This is a genomic window from Ciceribacter ferrooxidans (genome assembly GCF_004137355.1).
Taxonomy (GTDB): Bacteria; Pseudomonadota; Alphaproteobacteria; order Rhizobiales; family Rhizobiaceae; genus Allorhizobium; species Allorhizobium ferrooxidans.
Map to the genome: position 1 here is coordinate 50,681 of NZ_SDVB01000106.1, position 17,505 is coordinate 68,185.

Consider the following 17,505-nt stretch of genomic DNA (forward strand, 5'->3'; position numbering starts at 1 on the left):
AATGGCGAATCCAGAATGTCGACCAGTCCCTAAGGTCGACGAGCTTCTTCCAACTCCACCAAGACATTGTTGATCGCGCCTCCAACAGCCCGGATATCCTCTTCCGAGTGTCCAGCCGTAGGGCAAAGCCGCAACCCTGCGCGGTCCCGCGCGACTGTCGGAAAGAAAATGGCTGACGTGTAAAAGCTCCGGTCGAGCAACCCGCGTGCCGCTGCAATCGCCGTCAGTTCGTCTCCTATCTCCACCGTTCGGATCGGCAAGGGAGAACCTTGCAGCCCCGTTGCGACGAGGCTATCGAACAGTGCGGTTCGACTCCTGAGCCTCTGTTGCAGCTTGGCGAGTTCGTCGGTCCGATGCAGCACCTGCGATGCCATTGCCGCCCCGATGGCCGCAACATTCAGCGACGCCGAAAACGCGTGAGCGACGGCAAATCTCCGGAACAGTTCCTCTTGCCTCGCGGTACCAAGCATCAGCAGACCGCCGGAGGCGCCGAAACCCTTTCCGAGCGAAGCTGCGATGATCGTTCGTTCACCCAGCGGACCTTGGATCTGAGATCGTGCAAAGCCCTCGCCATGCTCTCCGAAGATCGAAATGCCGTGCGCATCATCTATATAGAGAAAGAGGCCATACCGGTCCTGCAGCCGTCGCAGTTGTGCAATATCCGCGTTTCCGCCCATTGAGTATACGCCGTCACAGACGAACGCGACGGAACTGTTGGCCTGGCACAGGGTTTCCAGGGCATCGAGATCGTTGTGCGCAATTGTCGCGACGCGGGTTTCGGCAGCAATAGTCCCCTTGTGAAAGGCGAGCGTCGCATGGGCGAAGCGGTCGAACACCATCACGGGCTTGATGCCACCGGTCAGGTGCCCAGAAGCGATTAGCGGTAATGCGCCCATGTTTGCAGCAAGGACAGTGGTATAGGTAATCACCCGAGCACGAAACAAGTCCGACAACGCTTCCTCCAGTTCGCCGAGGATTGAAAAGTTAAGGCGCGTCCTGGCGCATGACCAATGAAGCGCCCCGTACTCTTTCAGAGCCTCAATGGCACCCGCGACGATCTGCGGATGATTGTCCAAGCCGAGATATGAACAACGCACGAAGTCGACGACCCGGCGCCCCCCATCATGGCGAAGCGCCACAGCGCGATCGCCGAGGGGACGCCCGTAGATCGCCATCAAACCGTGAAAATGCGCGGCATCGAAGTGGGTTTGGGCGTGCTGGATTAAACTCGCAGTGTTCCTTGGGATACTCTTGGTTGGCAATCTCGCTTGCCCTGACGTTTCACCTGCCATCTCGGATGTTCTCCCATGACATTAACACAATGGAGGGGAGCATTACCTCGCTGATAGCTGGACTCAACGAAGCACACGCGAAACATTATTCGAAATTATTGCTTCGGATTTCACGAAGACGTTCAGTTGAATGTTCACGAAGACAATTGTGAAGGAATTGCTAATTCTTTACCTCAACATTGACCACCCCGCGGCGTTGTCGAGCTCTATTGCATAGCCGGTGGAGCGAATAGTGCGAATAAGGGTGCGCCCCGTGAGGCGCTCAAGAGCTCGGCGCAATCGACCAACGTGGACGTCAACGGTACGTGGCTGCACGTAGCGACCCCCTGGCCACGCCGCCTCAATGAGTTCCGACCGGCTACACACTCGCCCCGGAGCGTGCAGCAGGCGGCTTAATATGTTGAATTCGATAGGCCCAAATTGAACTTCGTTGTCGCCATGGGAGACCAGCCGGCGCCTGGCTTCCACTCTTAGCGGCCCGATCGTCACCTTTGTTTCTTGGGCCTCGTCCGTCGGATGATGGTCGCTTGTGTCGAACGGGTTCAATGAGTCGAGATACGCCAACAACCTTGCTGGCGAGATCGGCCGCACGAAATTCTCATCAATCCCCGCTTTCAGCAGTGCGAGGTAGTGGCGCTCGTCCCCGGACGGCACGATTGCGACTGTCGGGATCTGGGATGTCCGTTCTGAGGCCTTGATTGCAGCACATACTCTCAGGACCAAATCCGACCCCTCCGCGGAATCCAGAATGAGTGCAGTGACGTCCCCTGCCGCCGCGCGTTCGAGCACCTCGTCTTCGCTTACCAATGCGGTGCGAAAACCTTCCCTATTCAGAATGTGCGCAAGCAGCATGTAGAGGTCGGCATTTTCAGAAACAAACAGGACCAAGCGTCTCATGTTCCGCGCTTTCATACTGTGAACCAGCCCTCTTCAATGTCATTGTTCGAACTTTTGATGTCACAAAATCAACATCTACATCGCCACGATGGCGCGAGCCATCCGCAAAATTCTACGGGGACGCGGGCGTTGCCGCATAAACTGGATGTTCTCGACCATAGAGCGTCTATTTTTGTTGCAACATTTTAGTTGAAATTTCTCACGCTATAGGCACTCTATGAATTCGGCGCTATTCATTCTGAATGACCTCAAGGACCGCTCCGCACCCCATGAAGACCAGCCTCGATCATCTCCCGCACCGAAAGCAGCGCGAGCTCGCCCGCATCGTCGAGGTACTGCACGAGGAGTTCGAGGACGCCTTGAAGGAGGGGACGGCCGAGTTCAAGAAGCGCGGCCGCATCCTGAAGATCATCCTCTTTGGGTCCTATGCCCGCGGAACCTGGGTCGACGAACCGCACACCAAGAAGGGCTACAAGTCCGATTACGATCTGCTGATCATCGTCAACAACAAGAAGCTCACGGACTTCGCCACCTACTGGCACAAGGCGCAGGACCGGCTCTTGCGGCTGCAAGACGTGGAAACGCCCGTGAATTTCATCGTCCATTCACGACGTGAGGTGAATACGGCCTTACGGGAGGGACAATATTTCTTCGTCGACATCCGCAAGGAGGGCATCGTTCTCTACGAGATGGACGACGAACCGTTGGCGATGCCGAAGCCCCTCGGTCCGAGTGACGCTTACGAAATATCGAGAAATTACTTTGTCAATCGATCGCCAGATCTCCGGCTACTTCTGGAAACCGGGGGTTTCCAAATCGAACGAGCGAGACAGGATGCGGAGTGGCGAAAACATGCAGCGTTCACGCTCCATCAAGCAATTGAACGCTCATATTCCGTCGTACTCCTGACACTCACAAGCTACTCCCCTCCCTCACACAATCTCAAGCATCTGCGTCAACTCGCGGAAGACAGGGATCAACGCCTTGTCGACGTCTGGCCCCGCGACAGACAACGCTACAGCGCCTGGTTCAACGCCATCAATGAAGCCTATGTGAAGGCCAGGTACTCGGACTACTACGAAATCAGCCAAGAGGCACTCGACTGGCTCGCGGAGAGAGTTGAAGTCCTGACCGCGCAGGTCAAAACCATATGCAAGGAGCACCTCGAACGACTGCGAATCCAAGTGGATAGTGCCGACGGTTGAATCCGTCACACTCTCCAGGACATGTTTGCCAGGGACGGCACGATAAGAACCGCACAGGTTCTGTGGCTCGCGCGACCGAGTTCTAACGTCCGGCAACTCTTGATCCCCTGCGCCGGATGGCAGGAGATTCGTCATGTCCCAGTATCTTTGCAATTCCGTATCCGGGGAGCAAAGCCCCCGAAAAGACGGCTTCTGGCAGGAGCACCAGCAAGAAGACGTAATCGACGCAGCGATCCGCCTCTACGGTGACGAAGCCGCGACTGCGGCAGCCTATTGCGCTCTGGAGGCATGGACCGAACGCCGGCATAGCGACTATGGCTTCTGGTTCGAGCTATTCCTGCGGCTCAAGGGCCGTCTCCCATAGCGGCCTATCTTTATGGAGCACGCTTCTCTGCAACACGTGAGTGGGGCGCTGCATCAGCCTGCTTGTTGCACGATGCTATGGATGGCGGCTGGCGGACACGTTATACGTGTCGACATGGCGACGAACGAGCTTTCCGTCGGTCTTGATCGAACGCTTTCGTTTCTGTCTGATGTGCGACACATAAACAACCACGCAGACCTAACGACAGCCGTGAAGCGAGCCACGGCCACGTTTGGGGTTGAGAAGATTCTGGCGGGTTTCATCCCGAAAACCGGAACCCTGCCGAGTGAGCAATTGCGCCACGTGCTCCTCTCCGACTGGCCCGAGGATTGGGCGACGATCTACTTTCAAAAGGGATTGCTGTTCCAAGATCCTACCATCCGGAGGATTCTTCGTACCCAACCGACATTCGCCTGGTCCGAGTTAACAAACGAACCGGATTTCGGCAAGAACGAGCGCCTTGTTATGGCCAGCGCCGCAGATTTCTCGTTGCGCAATGGCTGCACAGTCCCGCTGCTATCTCTGGATGGTCGCCATGTGGGGTTCTCGTTTGCCGGCTCCCACATAGACGACAGCCCGGAAGCGAAAGGTGTGATGACACTCATCGCGAGCTTTGCCTTCGGACGGGCGGTGGAACTCAGGAACAACGAACTCCGCGCGAAGGTGCGCCTGACCGCCCGTGAACGGGATACCTTGTCCTGGATCGCGGCCGGAAAGACCGACTGGGAAATAGGGGTTATCTTCGGCGTCTCCGACAAGGCCGTCGCCAAGCACGTACACAATATTCGCATGAAGCTGGGTGCAGTGAACCGCGCGCATGCCGTCGCCGAAGCTTTCCGCCTGAGACTGATCAGCTAGCGGCTGTCAAGGTAGGGATTCCCCTACTATTTTGTCTCATTCTGAAACAGCAGACTTGCTCCAATTTGCTGGGGGCTTGTCATGATCGAAATCATCACCACCGAGAACATCCACCTGTACCGGACCGAAATGGATGAGGCATATCGGCTTCGCCACGATGTCTTTGTCGACGAAAAGGGCTGGCGCGATCTGGCGCAGGCGGACCAGCGCGAGATCGACCAGTTCGACAACGAACATGCCCTGCACATGATCTGCAGGCAGAACGGCAAGGTTGTCGGCTATCAACGGATGCTGCCGACCACCAAGCCGCATCTGCTGTCCAGCGTCCTCGCCGACCTATGCGAAGTCGAGCGACCGGTCGGTGACCACATTTGGGAATGGACGCGCTACTGCGTCGCAAAACCCCACCGCGAGCGCGGACGCGCACTCAGTCCGGTCGCCAACGCACTGCTGTCCGCCATCGTGGAATGGGGCATGGAGTCTGGCGTCGACCGTATCATTATTGAGATGGAACCGATTTGGCTCTTGCGATTGGTTCAGCTCAATTTCATGGTCACGCCGCTTGGCATCCCGAGAGAAATCGGCGGAGATAGCGTCGTGGCTGTCGTTGCCAAATTCGATCACCGCACGCTCCAAATGCTGCAGGCCATGCGCGGAAACAGCAAGCGGGTGCTCAAGGACTGCCCCCCATCGGCTGTCGTGGCGGCGCAATAGAAATGGACAAGAGGCATCATATGGCCACCTCGGTAAAGGAGGCATCCTTGGACATTTCCAAAGCGCGCCAGGAAATACTGAATACCGTTCAAGCCGCCCGGCAGGGAGGACATCTGTTCCTGATATACCTTTTGGCCATGGTCCTTGAAGAGCTTACCAATATCGAACGCGGGCAGCCGACTGAACTCTAGGGTTGGTCATCCGCTGCCGTGGCAATCGCGGTGACAAATGACACGACCGCCTTTCGCAGCGCGGGGCTTTTGATATTGGAAAAATGCCTGTTCATTTCGAGGGCATCGCCGGCGGCAATCAGGTCGACCAACTTGCGCATTTCGGCCGACGTGTCAGCGATATCCGGCGTTGCCTTTTCTGTTTCGTCGAAAAAGAAGTCCGGCGGCACCCCGAGGGCATTTGCCGCCGCGACAATTCTGCTGGCGCTGATCCGATTTTTTCCGTTCTCGTACTTCTGTATCTGCTGGAATGTAACGCCGAGCAGATCCCCGAGTTCCGCCTGGGTCATCCGCCTCAGGCGACGCGCATTCTTGAGACGTGAGCCCGCGCGGACGTCAGCCTCGTTCGGCCCCTTCTTGTGAGCTGTTACCATTCCAACAAGCCACCATAAAATTGAACTAACACGATAGATACAAACCACAATTGCAGCAATCTGTGCAACACGGACGAGTAATGATTCGGACAACCGTGTCCCACGCCTTTCCGAAGACCTGGTACCCTTCGACGGCCATGCAGCGCTGGCACCTCGAAAAGGTTCAACTCCTCGACGATTGAGGCGGCATGTTAAGCGAGTAGCCGACGGACCGCACGGTGCGGATGATGTCGGGGCCGTATTTATTCAACGCTCGTCTGATATGGCCGATATGGATATCGACGGTGCGCGGCTCGACCTCGGTTTCAGGTGGCCAACCCACGGCGATCAGTTCGTCCCGGCTATGCACCACCTCGGGCATCTTCATGAGTTGCAGGAGCAATCGGAACTGCAACGCAGAAAGGCTAACAGTCTGTCCGCTGCGTGTGACCTGAACCCTCGCGAGATTCATCTCAACGTCCGCATGCCGGAATGTCTGCTCGGGCGCAACACACGGGCGGCTGCCGGCTGCCAAGTTTGCCCGGATGTCCCACAGGAACCTAAGCAGTCGTCGCGGTTCGATGGGTCGGCATATAACCATGTCGACACCCAAGGCATCGAGATCACGGCCGATATCCGCCCAGTATGCTTGTGCAAATGCAGCGACTCGCAGCTGCCCACCACCTGCGTCATTGATCCTTCGGCACAAGCTGAGCGCCTCAGCGCGCGGACCGGAGCAGTCGGCCAGGACAGCCAGTGGCCTTTCGGCCCGGATCGCGGTCACCAACCCGCCCGGATCGTCGCAGAGTCGGACGGAAAAACCCTCCGTCTCGAGAATGTACTCAAGAAGGCGGAAAAGCTCGGCGTTTCCCGTATAGATCAGGACATGACCATGAGACTGCATCCCGCCTCCAACTTCAGACCGGCGCGAATTCTCCGCCATTTACGTCTATGGTCGCTCCGTTGATGAATGCCGCTTCATCGGACGATAAGAATCCGATCACGGCAGCGACCTCCTCCGGCTTGCCCATCCGCCCTGTCGGTATACGGGCAACTGCCGCATGGTTGAGTGCACTGTCGCTTGGGCCGGCCATCTCCGTGGCGATCCGACCCGGCGCAACCACGTTCACAGTAATTCCCCGCGGGGCGTTAGCAGGGATAAGCGACCGAGCTAGCCCCGAAAGGGCAGCTTTCGACGTGACGTAGGCGACGCCGGCAATCCTGGGCATTGCGCGTCCCGCGATGGAGCCAACAAACACGATCCGGCCGAAACCTCCTTCGATCATGCTCGGCAAGGCCGCTTGGCAGCACAGCATTGCTCCCGTCAGATTGACGGAAAGGACGTTGTTCCATTCATCCAACGTGACCTGTTGGAACGGAGTGGGACCATCGGCCCCCTTCGGCGATATCCCCGCATTGCAGACGAGGATCTCGGTCTTGCCCCAGTAGTCGTGCAGTTCCTCAAAGAAGGTGGTTATCTGGGAGGGCTCGCCCAGATCCGTCACGCGTGCAAACAAGTGCTCGGCGCCAAAGTCGCGCGAAAGGGCTTGAACGGCACTTTCAACGTTGGCGGGTTTCTGACCGAAGATTGCCACCCGGCGTCCGCATTCAAGAAGGTACCGGGCCGTCGCCAGCCCGATGCCGGAGGTGCCGCCGGTTACGACGGCGATCCTCTGTGCCACGCGGCACCTCATGCCGCTTCGTCCAGTCGGGCGAAGAGGGAGAGGGGTGGATGTGCCGCCGGGTCGGTCATAACCTCTATGAGAAGCGGCCCCTGTTTCATCCCGCGTTGCAGATGATACGCAAGCTCACTCGGATCCTCGACACGAACAGCCGGGCAACCACATGCTTCGGCAAGTTTCGCATGGTCGACCTCCGCGAAGTGGCATGCGGATGTATAGCTGCCGAATTTCACAGTCTCGGCGTCGCGCTGGAAGCCAAGAATACCGTTGTTGAGGACGATGACGGTCACGGGAAGGTTCATCCGCATCATCGTTTCCAGCTCCGCCCAGCTATGCGCAAAGCCGCCATCGCCGACAATCGCAACGACCGCCTTGTCAGGACGGGCGGTTTTGGCACCGATTGCGAGTGGTACCCCCCAACCAAGTCCAGCGAGTCCCCGCGGAGTGATAAAGCGCATCCCGCCAGCAGGCGCTCTCAGTTGGCCCAAAACCCACATGGAAGAATAGCTAGCATCGGCAACGATCATCACATCGTCAGTCAGGAGGGTTTGAAGTTCCGACATGAGCCGCTCCGGGCGTATCGGGCTGGCGCTAGATGTCGCCACGTCGTGGCGGTCGAGCTCGAAGTCTTTCCAGTATGCTGCGATGCATTCTTCCAGATATGTGCGATCCGCATGCCGTTTCGTGAGATCAACTCCGGTGAACGCCGCGCGCAGAGCCGCGAGCGTCTCGCGCGCGTCGCCAACGAGTCGAACTGACTCGTAATTACGCCCGATCTCTGCCGGATCGACATCGATGTGCACGACCGTCGCGCCGGACGGAATCTGGCTCCAGTTGTCAGTGCCATTCTGGTTCGTTCGCGTGCCGACAAGAAGGACCAGATCGGCGCGCTCGACCAAGACGGAGGAGTGACGCCCGAGCGAACGTGGCCCGACAAGCGAACCTAACACGCCAGCGGACAGCGGATGGTACTCGTCGACCGCTCCCTTACCCATGTTGGTAGTGAATACAGGCAGGCATGCTTGCTGCTGGAGCAGCGAAAGCTCCTCCGCAGCACCACCACAATGGACGCCCCCGCCGGCAATGACAACCGGCGCCTTTGCAACCGCAATCAGCGAGGCGACTTCTGCCAGCGCGCTGTCCGACGGACGAGTACGGTCCAATGGCCAATGACCCAAGTTCTTTGAGCGCGGGATTGCCGGCGCCTGCACCTGCGCCCTCAGGAGATCAGCCGGAAGTAGAAGCGCTACGGGACCTGCACGGCCGGACGTCGCGGCAGTGAAGGCTGCATCGAGGTAATCGTCGATGCGCTCAGGAACCGCGACACGCCGCACCCATTTGGTGCACGACTGAAAGAGCGAAATGTGATCGAAGTCCTGAAACGCATTCTTGTCGGTTTGATCGCGCTCGACATCCTGCACAAGTGCGATGACCGGCACGCTGGCTTTTAGAGCCTCTGCAAGCGGAGGTACCAACAAGGTGGCCGCAGGGCCATTCTGCGCTGCGACGACACCGACTTTGCCAGACACGCGTGCATACCCGTCGGCCATGACGCCGCCCATGTTCTCCTGCCTGTAGGCAATCTGGCGAATGCCATTCGCCTCGGCGGCGAGAATTACGGCCGACGGGAGACTTTGGCCAAAGATAAATTCCACATCGTGGCGCCGAAGGATCGCCGCTATACGCTGGGCAACTGTTTCGCTTGAACTCTGCTGCATCATTGCGCGCACCCCTTTCCGGATTGGATCTCTGTGTTGAGGAAGTCGTCGAATGCGCTGAGAACACGCTCGATGTCGCTGTCGACCATTGCCGTCGAAAGGCACGCGGCGGCTGCATAAGGGAGGAGAATGCCCGATTCCAGAAAGTGACGGCTCAGTCGCCGCATCAGACCCGCCCCTTCGGCACGCAGATAGGCGTCCCGATATTCGGTCGGCGCGATGCGCGTCGGATGAATTCTAAAGAGCGAGGCCGCGCCGGTCACCGAAAGCGGGGCGTCCCGCCTGACAATGCTTGCCCTGAGTCCGTCACGCACTCTGTTTCCCATTGCCTCGAGGCGGTCGAAGACTTCCGGTGTCAACGCCTCCATGGCTACCCGACCGGCGGCCATGGAAATGGGGTTGGCGGAAAAAGTGCCGCCCTGCGGCAGCAAAGGCCTTACATCTTCGGCCCCGAAAACGCGCATCACTTCCTCTCGTCCGCCGATGGCGCCGATCGGGAAGCCGCCTCCAATGATTTTTCCGGCAGTAATCAGGTCGGGCTTCAGTCCATACCGTGCTGAAGCGCCTGCATAGCCTTGCCGAAGATTGAGCACTTCATCGGCGACGATCAGGATGCCGTACTTGGTCGCCGTTTCCGACAATGCCGCGACAAAAGCGGGGTCCGGGGACATCAAACCAGCTCGACTGGGCATCGGATCGATCAACACGCAGGCGACGCGGTCGCGAACGGCGCTCAAGCGCCTTTCGAGGCCGTCGGCGTCATTGAACCGCAGAAGATGCACGTCATCAATGACGCTTTGCGGTGCACCACGGTAGGCCGGAATCGCGACGGGGAATTGATCCCATCCCGAATTACCTGGCGAAACGCTTTGTCCTGCCTCCGCCCAGTCGTAGGCACCATGGTAGGCACCTTCAATTCGCGCGATTGCGGGCCTCCCGGTGAAGGCGCGCGCCGCCTTAATCGCAAACATCACTGCTTCCGTTCCGCTATTGACGAAGCGGACACGTTCCATTGCAGGAATGCGAGCGGTCAGCAGTTCCGCCAAACCGATTTCATGTTCCGTCGGATTGGCAAAACAGGTGCCCGAGTTCAGCAAACCAACCACGACCTCGGACACCGGTGCGAAGCCATGCCCGTGGATGAGCGTGGTGAAGTTGTTGTTGAGATCGAGGAACCGGTTCCCGTCGACGTCGACGAGGTACGCCCCCTCACCCCGTCGAGCATAGGTGGGAAAAGGGTCCCTCTCCACCGTTACGCGGGTGGTTCCATCCGGAAACACTGCCTTGGCACGGTTGAATAAATGTACAGATCCGCTGCGGGCAAACGCCTGCCGCAGTTTGTTTGTTGCTTGAACGAGCATAATCCCAGATTCCTAAAGTGAGAAATCGATCGCTCGCTTTGCACGAGCTTCACAATTTTGTTGCAACAAAAATGCGGCTCGTCAAGTCCATGCAACAAAAATCTTATGCCAGAGAACCAGCACCCCTCTCCTGATTGGCGCGCTTCAGGCGGCGATATCCATCGCGAATATCATTCTCCATGGCCGCCCGGAGACTTGCGCCATCGCGCTCCTCTAAGGCCTCTATGGCAAGTTCGTGGTTACGAACACCGTACTTCTCCTCGGCAAACTCTGGGTAGAGATTGTGCAAGGACGGCCCAATCCTCAACCATAGACTCTCGATCATTGAGACAAGATGGGGAAGCGCGGAAAGGCGATAGATTGTGAAATGGAATTCCTTGTTGTGCCACAGCGCCTCGGCATAGCGCCTCTCATCGAGGGCGGAATTGATAAGTTCTTGCAAAGACTTCAGCCTCTCGACACTTTCCGGAGCCCCGCGCTGAGCAGCCTGTTCTGACGCAAGCCCCTCCAGCGCCAAGCGCGTAAGCGTTATTTCTCGCAGTGCGGCCGCATCAAGGACTGGGACGACGACCGTCTTCGGTCCGGTATAGACGAGCGCGCCCTCGCTGGTCAGTCGATTGATCGCGTCGCGCGCAGGCGTTGTACTCACATCGAGATCCTGGGCGACAGCTCGCACTGTCAATTTGTGCCCCGGCCCATAGACGCCGCGGATGATGCGTTCCTTCAATTGCCGATAGGCGGCATCACCGAGCCTCTCAGAGGCTCGTTCAAGATCTGACAGTTCGGTCGCCTTATCGGCCATTTCTCCCCCCAAAGTCGGTTGACACTGCGAATTTTTGATGCAACAAAAACAGCGTGTGAAGGATTTGCAAAGTTTTTGTCACATCAATCCCTATTAGCAGCTTTCGCACACACCGTCACGCAAACCAGCTCAGGCGGCCAGCGTGACACCCACGTCTCAGCAACAAGCAGATAATCCTGACCTGTCACAGGTCGGATGGAGGCACCTGATTGCGGTCTGGCCACGGCCGCAGCCCAAGGAGAATGCGCCGGCGAGCGTCTACAGCTGAAAGGAATACAGAATTGATCGGTCAATCTTTGACTCTTGCAGGACTTCAAAAGCGGTACGGGGAGACCGTTGCGGTTCGCGACCTGTCGCTCAACATCGCGGCCGGGGAGTTCGTCTCCCTTTTGGGGCCATCAGGATCTGGAAAGACAACAGCCTTGACCATGATCGCTGGTTTCGAGGTCCCGAGCGCCGGCAGGATAACCATAGGAGGCCGGGACGTGACCTCCCTAGTGCCCAACCACCGGAACATCGGAATGGTGTTCCAGAAGTACGCCCTTTTTCCACACCTGACGATCCGGCAGAACATCGGTTTCCCGCTCCGAATGAGGCGTCGGATGCAAAAGATTGCAATCGCGCGACGAGTCGACGAGATGCTGGAACTCGTACAACTCACGAGCTACGCCGAGCGCTACCCCAATCAGCTGTCCGGTGGTCAGCAGCAGCGCGTCGCCGTAGCGCGCGCCCTGGCGTTCGAGCCGCCCGTCCTTCTGATGGATGAGCCGCTCGGCGCGCTCGACAAGAAATTGCGTGAGGCGATGCAGTTCGAAATCAAGCGGCTGCAGGAGCGGCTTGGCGCCACGGTCGTCTATGTAACGCACGATCAAGATGAAGCGCTGACAATGTCGGACCGCGTGGCCATCATGGCCGATGGGCGCTTGATGCAGCTCGGCACGCCGAGCGAGCTCTATCGGCAACCGAAGAGTGAGTTTGTCGCGGACTTCATTGGCCGAATGAACTTTGTCGATGGCGAGTGCCTCGACTGCACGACCGAGCGAACTACTGTCCGCTTGTCGGAGAGAACCGTGATCAGTCTCCGTCAAACACCGGGCGGTCACGCGAAAGAACACAGGGCGGGCACAACCCTCCGCTTGGCGATCCGCCCAGAACGAACGCGCATTGCAAAGCGAGGCCACGGCGGTTTGGCTGCGCTGCCGGGAATCCTGGATGCCACTGTCTTCGTCGGCTCAACTTATATCTACCTCATCCGCCTTGTCGACCAACCGGGGACCAACCTGCAGGTGCAGATTGCTGCCGACGGATTGGTGCCATTCCAGAAGGACGACGAGGTGGACGTTATCCTCGATGACGCTGCCGTGCATGTCTTCCCGATGGCAGAGAGGTGCGCAGCATGACGAACCATGCATCGACATCCAAACGACGCGCTCCCTCGTCCGGTCGAACAATGTCATCATCGCCGCGATTCTATTCCCAAGCCACATCCATAGGTTTGGCCGCTCCGCTGATTGCAGCACTGGTTGTCGGCTTCCTCTACCCCGTTGCACGACTGATCGCGCTGAGTTTTTCCGGCGGAACTCTCAGCCATTACCGGCGCATCTTCACCGAGCCGCTTCACCTCGGCGTCCTAGCGAGCACGGTAGAGGTGGCCGCAGTTGTGACTGTTGCGAGTCTCGTTCTTGGTTTTCCGATTGCCTATCTCATGGCGCGGCTCAGCCGGGGTAAGGCCATCGCGATCGCCGCCTGCGTCTTCATCCCCTTATGGACCTCCGTCCTCATTCGCTCCTATGCATGGGTGGTCCTGCTGCAGCGCCAAGGCGTCATCAACAGTCTATTTATCGAAACGGGGATCGTAGATGGACCTCTCAAGCTGATCTACTCGAAAGGTGCTGTCATCGTCGCCATGACGCACGTGTTGATGCCCTTCATGATCCTTCCGATTTATTCGGCACTACGTGCGCTTCCCCCCGATTACGTTCGCGCCGCGCGCAATCTCGGCGCCGGACCAATGCGGGCATTCGTCGAGGTGACACTGCCCCTAAGCCTCCCCGGCGTATTTGCCGGCTCTGTGATGTGCTTCGTGCTTGCGCTTGGCTTTTACATCACCCCGGCCTTGGTGGGTGGACCTAGTTCCATGTTGATGGCGACGCTCATCGGCCAGCAAACAACGGTGCTGCTCGACTGGCCATTTGCGGCAGCCCTTTCGACCCTTCTTCTCACCGTCACTCTCCTATCCGTCCTGCTGTTTCGCCGGGCGCTATCACGCAGCAAGGGATTGAACAGTGTCTATTGATCACACCCAGGAGCCGGGCCGAATTCCGGTCGCCCATGACGTTTTCGCCACTCCCGTCCTTCACGCCTACTCGAAGGGACTAGGCATCATCATCGCTGGTGCAGTCATTGGAGGCATTCTCTTTTTTCTGCTCCTGCCGACATTGATTGTGATACCGATGTCGCTCAGCGAGACCGACTACATCGAATTCCCTCCCCAAGGTCTTACATTCAAATGGTACAGCGCCTACTTCGGCGATGCCGACTGGATGGCGGCAACCTGGTTCAGTCTAAAGATCGCTCTTGCCACGACCGCGACCGCAACTGTCGTCGGCACAATGGCAGCACTCGCGATCGTTCGAGGGAGTTTGCCGTTTAGGTCCTTTCTGCAAGCCCTGGCGCTCGGACCGATGATTGTACCCCATATCATTCTCGGCGTTGCACTCTACCTCGCGTTCTCACCGCTGCAACTCACCGGAAGTCTTCTCGGCTTTCTTATCGCACATACCGTACTTGCAGTTCCCTACGTGATCATCACGGTTACAGCGTCGCTCCAGAGGTTCGATCCGGCACTCGAATTGGCAGCATTGAGCTGCGGGGCGAACAGACTGCAGGCGTTCTTCTTGGTTGTTCTGCCGAACATTGTGCCGGGAATCGCCGCGGCAGCTGTATTTGCCTTTCTCGCCTCCTTCGACGAAGCGACCGTGGCGTTCTTCATTTCTGACACAGGCGGGAAGTCGATCGGGCGCAAGATGTTCGAGGACATCGATTTCAACCTGACTCCAATCATCGCCGCAGCGTCGACGATCCTCGTCGCGACATCTCTCTTACTGATGGGCGCGGTTCACATTCTGAATGTCCGAAAGCCGAGCGCGTAATCGCGACCTCCGAATTGAGAAAGGAACATCCTCATGACCGCTCACCTTCCAAGCGCTGCAAAGACACTCAATCCCATCGCAGCCGGATTCTTGTTCTTGGCCGTGATTTCTTCGCCAGTTTCTGCCGGCGAACGGGTGGTTATCGCCTCCACTGGTGGTGCCTATGACCGCGCATTGAAAGAAGCCTGGTTTGCCCCCTTTACGACCGCGACCGGCATCGAGGTTGTCACGGTAGTCGCAACCAACTCGGAAATGCGTTCCAAGGCTGCGGCGATGGCGAAAACCGGAAACGTTACCTGGGATCTGTACCTCGATGGCGAGATACAGGCCGCATCGAACGCGCATCGTGAAGTCACAGAAGATCTGACGGAATTCTGCCGTCAGTTCGCAGATCGCAAGGATCTCGGCGCCGAAGCATGTTCCGCCGGCGGCGTGCTTCTCCAGTCGACGGCAACCCTCCTGGCTTACCGAGCGGATCTTCCTGGAGGACCGGTGCCCGCGACCTGGGCAGACATGTGGGACACGAAGAAATTTCCTGGCCAGCGGGCTTTCCCCAATTTCGATGATCCGTGGCGCGTGATGGCTGCGGCGCTTCTCGCCGACGGCGTTACGCGCGACAAGCTTTTTCCCCTGGATGTTGACCGCGCACTTGCAAAACTCGATCAGATCCGACCGGCCGTTTCCCTTTGGTGGAAGACGGGTGACCAGAGCGTACAAGGATTCCGCAACGGTGAGTACGCGCTTGGACAGATCTGGCTAACGCGAGCAAAGGCAATGCGAAACGAAGGCCTTCCGATCGCCTGGTCCTACAAGGCGTCCTTCCTGGTAGGAGATCGGATAGCGCTCCTCAAGAATGCGCCAAACCGCGAGAACGCACTGAAATTGATGGCCTTCTGGCTCAACTCGCCGAAAGCCCAGGCCGAGGCTTGCGAAATTCTCTCATGTACACCGCCGAGTCGTGACGCCATTTCGTTGATGTCCGACGAGGCTCGACAAACGATGCCCCAAGGCGAGGAGGTGCGGGACTACGTCATTGTTCCAGATGCTGAGTGGATCAATGAAAATGCTGCGATGATGCTACAGCGGTGGAACGAGTGGATTCGCTGACGGATTCTCGGTCTGCCTTCGGCTGGTGTTCCCGTTACGCTGAAGAGCCGCGGCGCTTGTCCGCGGTCAACCTCGCTCACCCTGGGCGGGCCGGCAAGACCGTTCGGAACCGGACACCACTGCAGACCGAACCGCTCCCGCCCTAACTCATTGGGGCTGGACACCGGGCGCGAGCGCAAAATTACTTTCCGCCGGACGAGGCCGGCTCACCTGCTCACGGAAGCGTGCTTCCGTCGGAGTGAAGGACGTCGGTGTCTTTACCTAGCGCCTACACGAAAATCATGATTGCGGCATAGCCGATCGCGATCAGGACAAGCCCAACGATCAGCATCGGCATCAGGCTGCGGCCGTCGACATCTCGACCGCTCACATGCTCGCTGGAGAAGACCATTGGCCTGCGCACTTCATCCCGGTCCATCATTACCTCCGTTATTGTGGTAACGCATATACCACTTTTAGGGGTGCGTGAAGCCGCAACAGCGTCGACAACAGGTGATCCGAACGAGTCTCGATGAGCTACATCTCAACAGCGGACAGGCCCGCGTCCAGTCCGGCCCGCAGGTCGTCGATGTGTTCGAGCCCCACCGACAACCTCAGCAGGCCGTCACCGATACCGGCCCTCGAACGGGCCTCGGGACCCATGTCGAGATGAGTCATCGTCGCGGGATGCGCCACTAGGCTTTCGACCCCGCCAAGAGATTCGGCGAGCGTGAAACTGCGTACCGACCGGAGAAAACGCTGCACCGCCGGCACGCCGCCGGCGAGCTCGAAGCTCATCATGGCACCGAAGCCCTTCTGCTGTCTCGCCGCAAGCGCGTGGTCCGGATGGTCGGGGAGGCCCGGATAGTGGACGCGGGCAACGGTCGGGTGTGCTTTGAGCAGTTCGGCGATGGCCATCGCGTTCTGTTCCTGCCGCCCCATCCGGACGAACAGGGTCCTGAGCCCCCGCAAGGTCAGCCAGGAATCGAACGGAGCCGCCACCGCTCCTGTGACGTTGGCCCAGTGTTTCAGCGCCATAAACTCGTCGGCGTCGGCGGCGATGACGGCGCCGACAATCACGTCGGAATGACCGTTGAGGAATTTAGTCGTCGAATGCAGCACGTAATCGGCACCGAGCGACAGTGGCCTCTGAAGAGCCGGTGAAAGAAACGTATTGTCGACGGCAACACGGGCCCCGGAGGCCCGGGCGCGCGTCGAGAGCGCCGCAATGTCGACGACGCGCATCAATGGGTTGCTCGGACTTTCGATGAGAACCAGCGAGGGGCGTGCCGCGAGATGCGTTTCGAATAGATCGATATTCGATTGATCGACCAGTTCGAGGTGGATTTGCCTGCGTTCCGCACGCGCCTTCAGCAGTCGCATCGTGCCGCCGTAGCAATCGAAGGGAGCCAAAACCAGGCTTCCGGCCGGCAGGCGTCCGACAAGAAGGTCGATCGCAGCCATGCCGCTCGGTGTCAGGACCGCGCCGGTTCCTTCCTCGAGCTTGGCAATTGCCTCTGCCAAAAGGTCTCTCGTGGGGTTGCCGCCGCGACCATAGTCGTACGCGCGGGGTTCGTCATATCCCGCGAATTCGTAGGTGCTTGACAGATAGAGCGGCGACGCCACGGCTCGGAAAGCCGGATCACTTGCGACGCCATGCGCCGCGGCGACCGTTTCCGGTTGAACTCTCGGCGCCGTCTTGTCGCTCATTGGTACCACTCCTGATGCTTCCGCTGGAAAATGGCGGGGAGCCACATCACTGGCAAATGAATTCTATTGCTATATATCCGC

Annotated in this window: 19 protein-coding genes; 9 read left to right on the top strand and 10 right to left on the bottom strand. The window is 58.5% G+C overall.

The features are described from left to right. Positions 1-29: 29 nt before the first annotated feature. Together EUU22_RS03465 and EUU22_RS03470 are read right to left on the bottom strand one after the other, a co-directional pair. Positions 30-1,292: an 8-amino-7-oxononanoate synthase family protein gene (locus tag EUU22_RS03465; protein WP_129330706.1), complete on the bottom strand. Its 1,263-nt coding sequence runs from the start codon at positions 1,290-1,292 to the stop codon at positions 30-32. Positions 1,293-1,460: 168 nt separating this feature from the next. Continuing rightward, positions 1,461-2,189: a winged helix-turn-helix transcriptional regulator gene (locus EUU22_RS03470; RefSeq protein ID WP_245484896.1), complete on the bottom strand. Its 729-nt coding sequence runs from the start codon at positions 2,187-2,189 to the stop codon at positions 1,461-1,463. A 269-nt stretch (positions 2,190-2,458) separates the two neighbouring features. Between EUU22_RS03470 and EUU22_RS03475 the strand changes: the two genes are divergently transcribed. The 5 genes from EUU22_RS03475 (at position 2,459) to EUU22_RS25160 (ending at position 5,521) form a co-directional block, all read left to right on the top strand. Then, positions 2,459-3,394 (top strand): nucleotidyltransferase and HEPN domain-containing protein, encoded by a 936-nt coding sequence (locus tag EUU22_RS03475; protein ID WP_129330708.1) that lies wholly within the window; start codon positions 2,459-2,461, stop codon positions 3,392-3,394. Positions 3,395-3,527: 133 nt separating this feature from the next. Next, positions 3,528-3,758, top strand: coding sequence for a Y4oE-related protein (locus tag EUU22_RS03480; RefSeq protein ID WP_129330709.1), 231 nt, complete (start codon positions 3,528-3,530; stop codon positions 3,756-3,758). Between the two features lie 114 nt (positions 3,759-3,872). Beyond that, positions 3,873-4,616: a helix-turn-helix transcriptional regulator gene (locus tag EUU22_RS03485; protein WP_165351065.1), complete on the top strand. Its 744-nt coding sequence runs from the start codon at positions 3,873-3,875 to the stop codon at positions 4,614-4,616. An 81-nt stretch (positions 4,617-4,697) separates the two neighbouring features. After that, on the top strand, positions 4,698-5,330 hold the full coding sequence (locus EUU22_RS03490; RefSeq protein ID WP_129330711.1) for an acyl-homoserine-lactone synthase: 633 nt from the start codon (positions 4,698-4,700) through the stop codon (positions 5,328-5,330). A gap of 47 nt (positions 5,331-5,377) precedes the next feature. Next, positions 5,378-5,521 carry a hypothetical protein gene (locus EUU22_RS25160; protein ID WP_165351066.1) on the top strand — a complete coding sequence of 48 codons (144 nt, stop codon included), beginning with the start codon at positions 5,378-5,380 and terminating at the stop codon, positions 5,519-5,521. Here EUU22_RS25160 and EUU22_RS03495 read toward each other — a convergent pair. The 6 genes from EUU22_RS03495 to EUU22_RS03520 all read right to left on the bottom strand — a co-directional run bounded on the left by EUU22_RS03495 (position 5,518) and on the right by EUU22_RS03520 (position 11,476). Beyond that, positions 5,518-5,934 carry a helix-turn-helix domain-containing protein gene (locus EUU22_RS03495; RefSeq protein ID WP_165351067.1) on the bottom strand — a complete coding sequence of 139 codons (417 nt, stop codon included), beginning with the start codon at positions 5,932-5,934 and terminating at the stop codon, positions 5,518-5,520. The genes EUU22_RS25160 and EUU22_RS03495 overlap by 4 nt on opposite strands. Positions 5,935-6,097: 163 nt before the next feature. Next, positions 6,098-6,817, bottom strand: a complete 720-nt coding sequence (locus EUU22_RS03500; RefSeq protein ID WP_129330790.1) for a winged helix-turn-helix transcriptional regulator — start codon at positions 6,815-6,817, stop codon at positions 6,098-6,100. A 13-nt stretch (positions 6,818-6,830) separates the two neighbouring features. Beyond that, positions 6,831-7,607, bottom strand: a complete 777-nt coding sequence (locus tag EUU22_RS03505) for an SDR family oxidoreductase (RefSeq protein ID WP_129330713.1) — start codon at positions 7,605-7,607, stop codon at positions 6,831-6,833. Further along, positions 7,604-9,316: an acetolactate synthase catalytic subunit gene (locus EUU22_RS03510; protein ID WP_165351068.1), complete on the bottom strand. Its 1,713-nt coding sequence runs from the start codon at positions 9,314-9,316 to the stop codon at positions 7,604-7,606. Before EUU22_RS03510 ends, EUU22_RS03505 begins: the two co-directional genes overlap by 4 nt. Further along, entirely contained in the window at positions 9,313-10,674 is a 1,362-nt protein-coding gene (locus EUU22_RS03515) for an aspartate aminotransferase family protein (protein WP_129330714.1), read from the bottom strand. The genes EUU22_RS03510 and EUU22_RS03515 overlap by 4 nt, the downstream gene beginning before the upstream one ends. A gap of 103 nt (positions 10,675-10,777) precedes the next feature. Further along, positions 10,778-11,476 (bottom strand): GntR family transcriptional regulator, encoded by a 699-nt coding sequence (locus EUU22_RS03520; protein WP_129330715.1) that lies wholly within the window; start codon positions 11,474-11,476, stop codon positions 10,778-10,780. A gap of 281 nt (positions 11,477-11,757) precedes the next feature. Here EUU22_RS03520 and EUU22_RS03525 point away from each other — a divergent pair, with 281 nt between their 5' ends. From EUU22_RS03525 to EUU22_RS03540, 4 genes are read left to right on the top strand one after another with little or no spacing between them, the layout of a single operon-like run. After that, positions 11,758-12,876, top strand: a complete 1,119-nt coding sequence (locus EUU22_RS03525; protein ID WP_129330716.1) for an ABC transporter ATP-binding protein — start codon at positions 11,758-11,760, stop codon at positions 12,874-12,876. Then, positions 12,873-13,772 (top strand): ABC transporter permease, encoded by a 900-nt coding sequence (locus EUU22_RS03530; protein ID WP_129330717.1) that lies wholly within the window; start codon positions 12,873-12,875, stop codon positions 13,770-13,772. Before EUU22_RS03525 ends, EUU22_RS03530 begins: the two co-directional genes overlap by 4 nt. After that, positions 13,762-14,628 (top strand): ABC transporter permease, encoded by an 867-nt coding sequence (locus EUU22_RS03535; RefSeq protein WP_129330718.1) that lies wholly within the window; start codon positions 13,762-13,764, stop codon positions 14,626-14,628. The genes EUU22_RS03530 and EUU22_RS03535 overlap by 11 nt, the downstream gene beginning before the upstream one ends. Before the next feature lie 33 nt (positions 14,629-14,661). Continuing rightward, a complete protein-coding gene (locus EUU22_RS03540; RefSeq protein WP_129330719.1) occupies positions 14,662-15,735 on the top strand; it encodes an ABC transporter substrate-binding protein in 1,074 nt (357 codons plus the stop codon). 268 nt (positions 15,736-16,003) lie between these two features. Here the strand turns inward: EUU22_RS03540 and EUU22_RS25165 are convergent, their stop codons facing one another. Then, positions 16,004-16,153, bottom strand: a complete 150-nt coding sequence (locus EUU22_RS25165) for a hypothetical protein (protein WP_165351061.1) — start codon at positions 16,151-16,153, stop codon at positions 16,004-16,006. A gap of 98 nt (positions 16,154-16,251) precedes the next feature. Then, positions 16,252-17,424, bottom strand: coding sequence for a cystathionine gamma-synthase (metB, locus tag EUU22_RS03545; protein WP_129330720.1), 1,173 nt, complete (start codon positions 17,422-17,424; stop codon positions 16,252-16,254). Between the last annotated feature and the right edge of the window lie 81 nt (positions 17,425-17,505).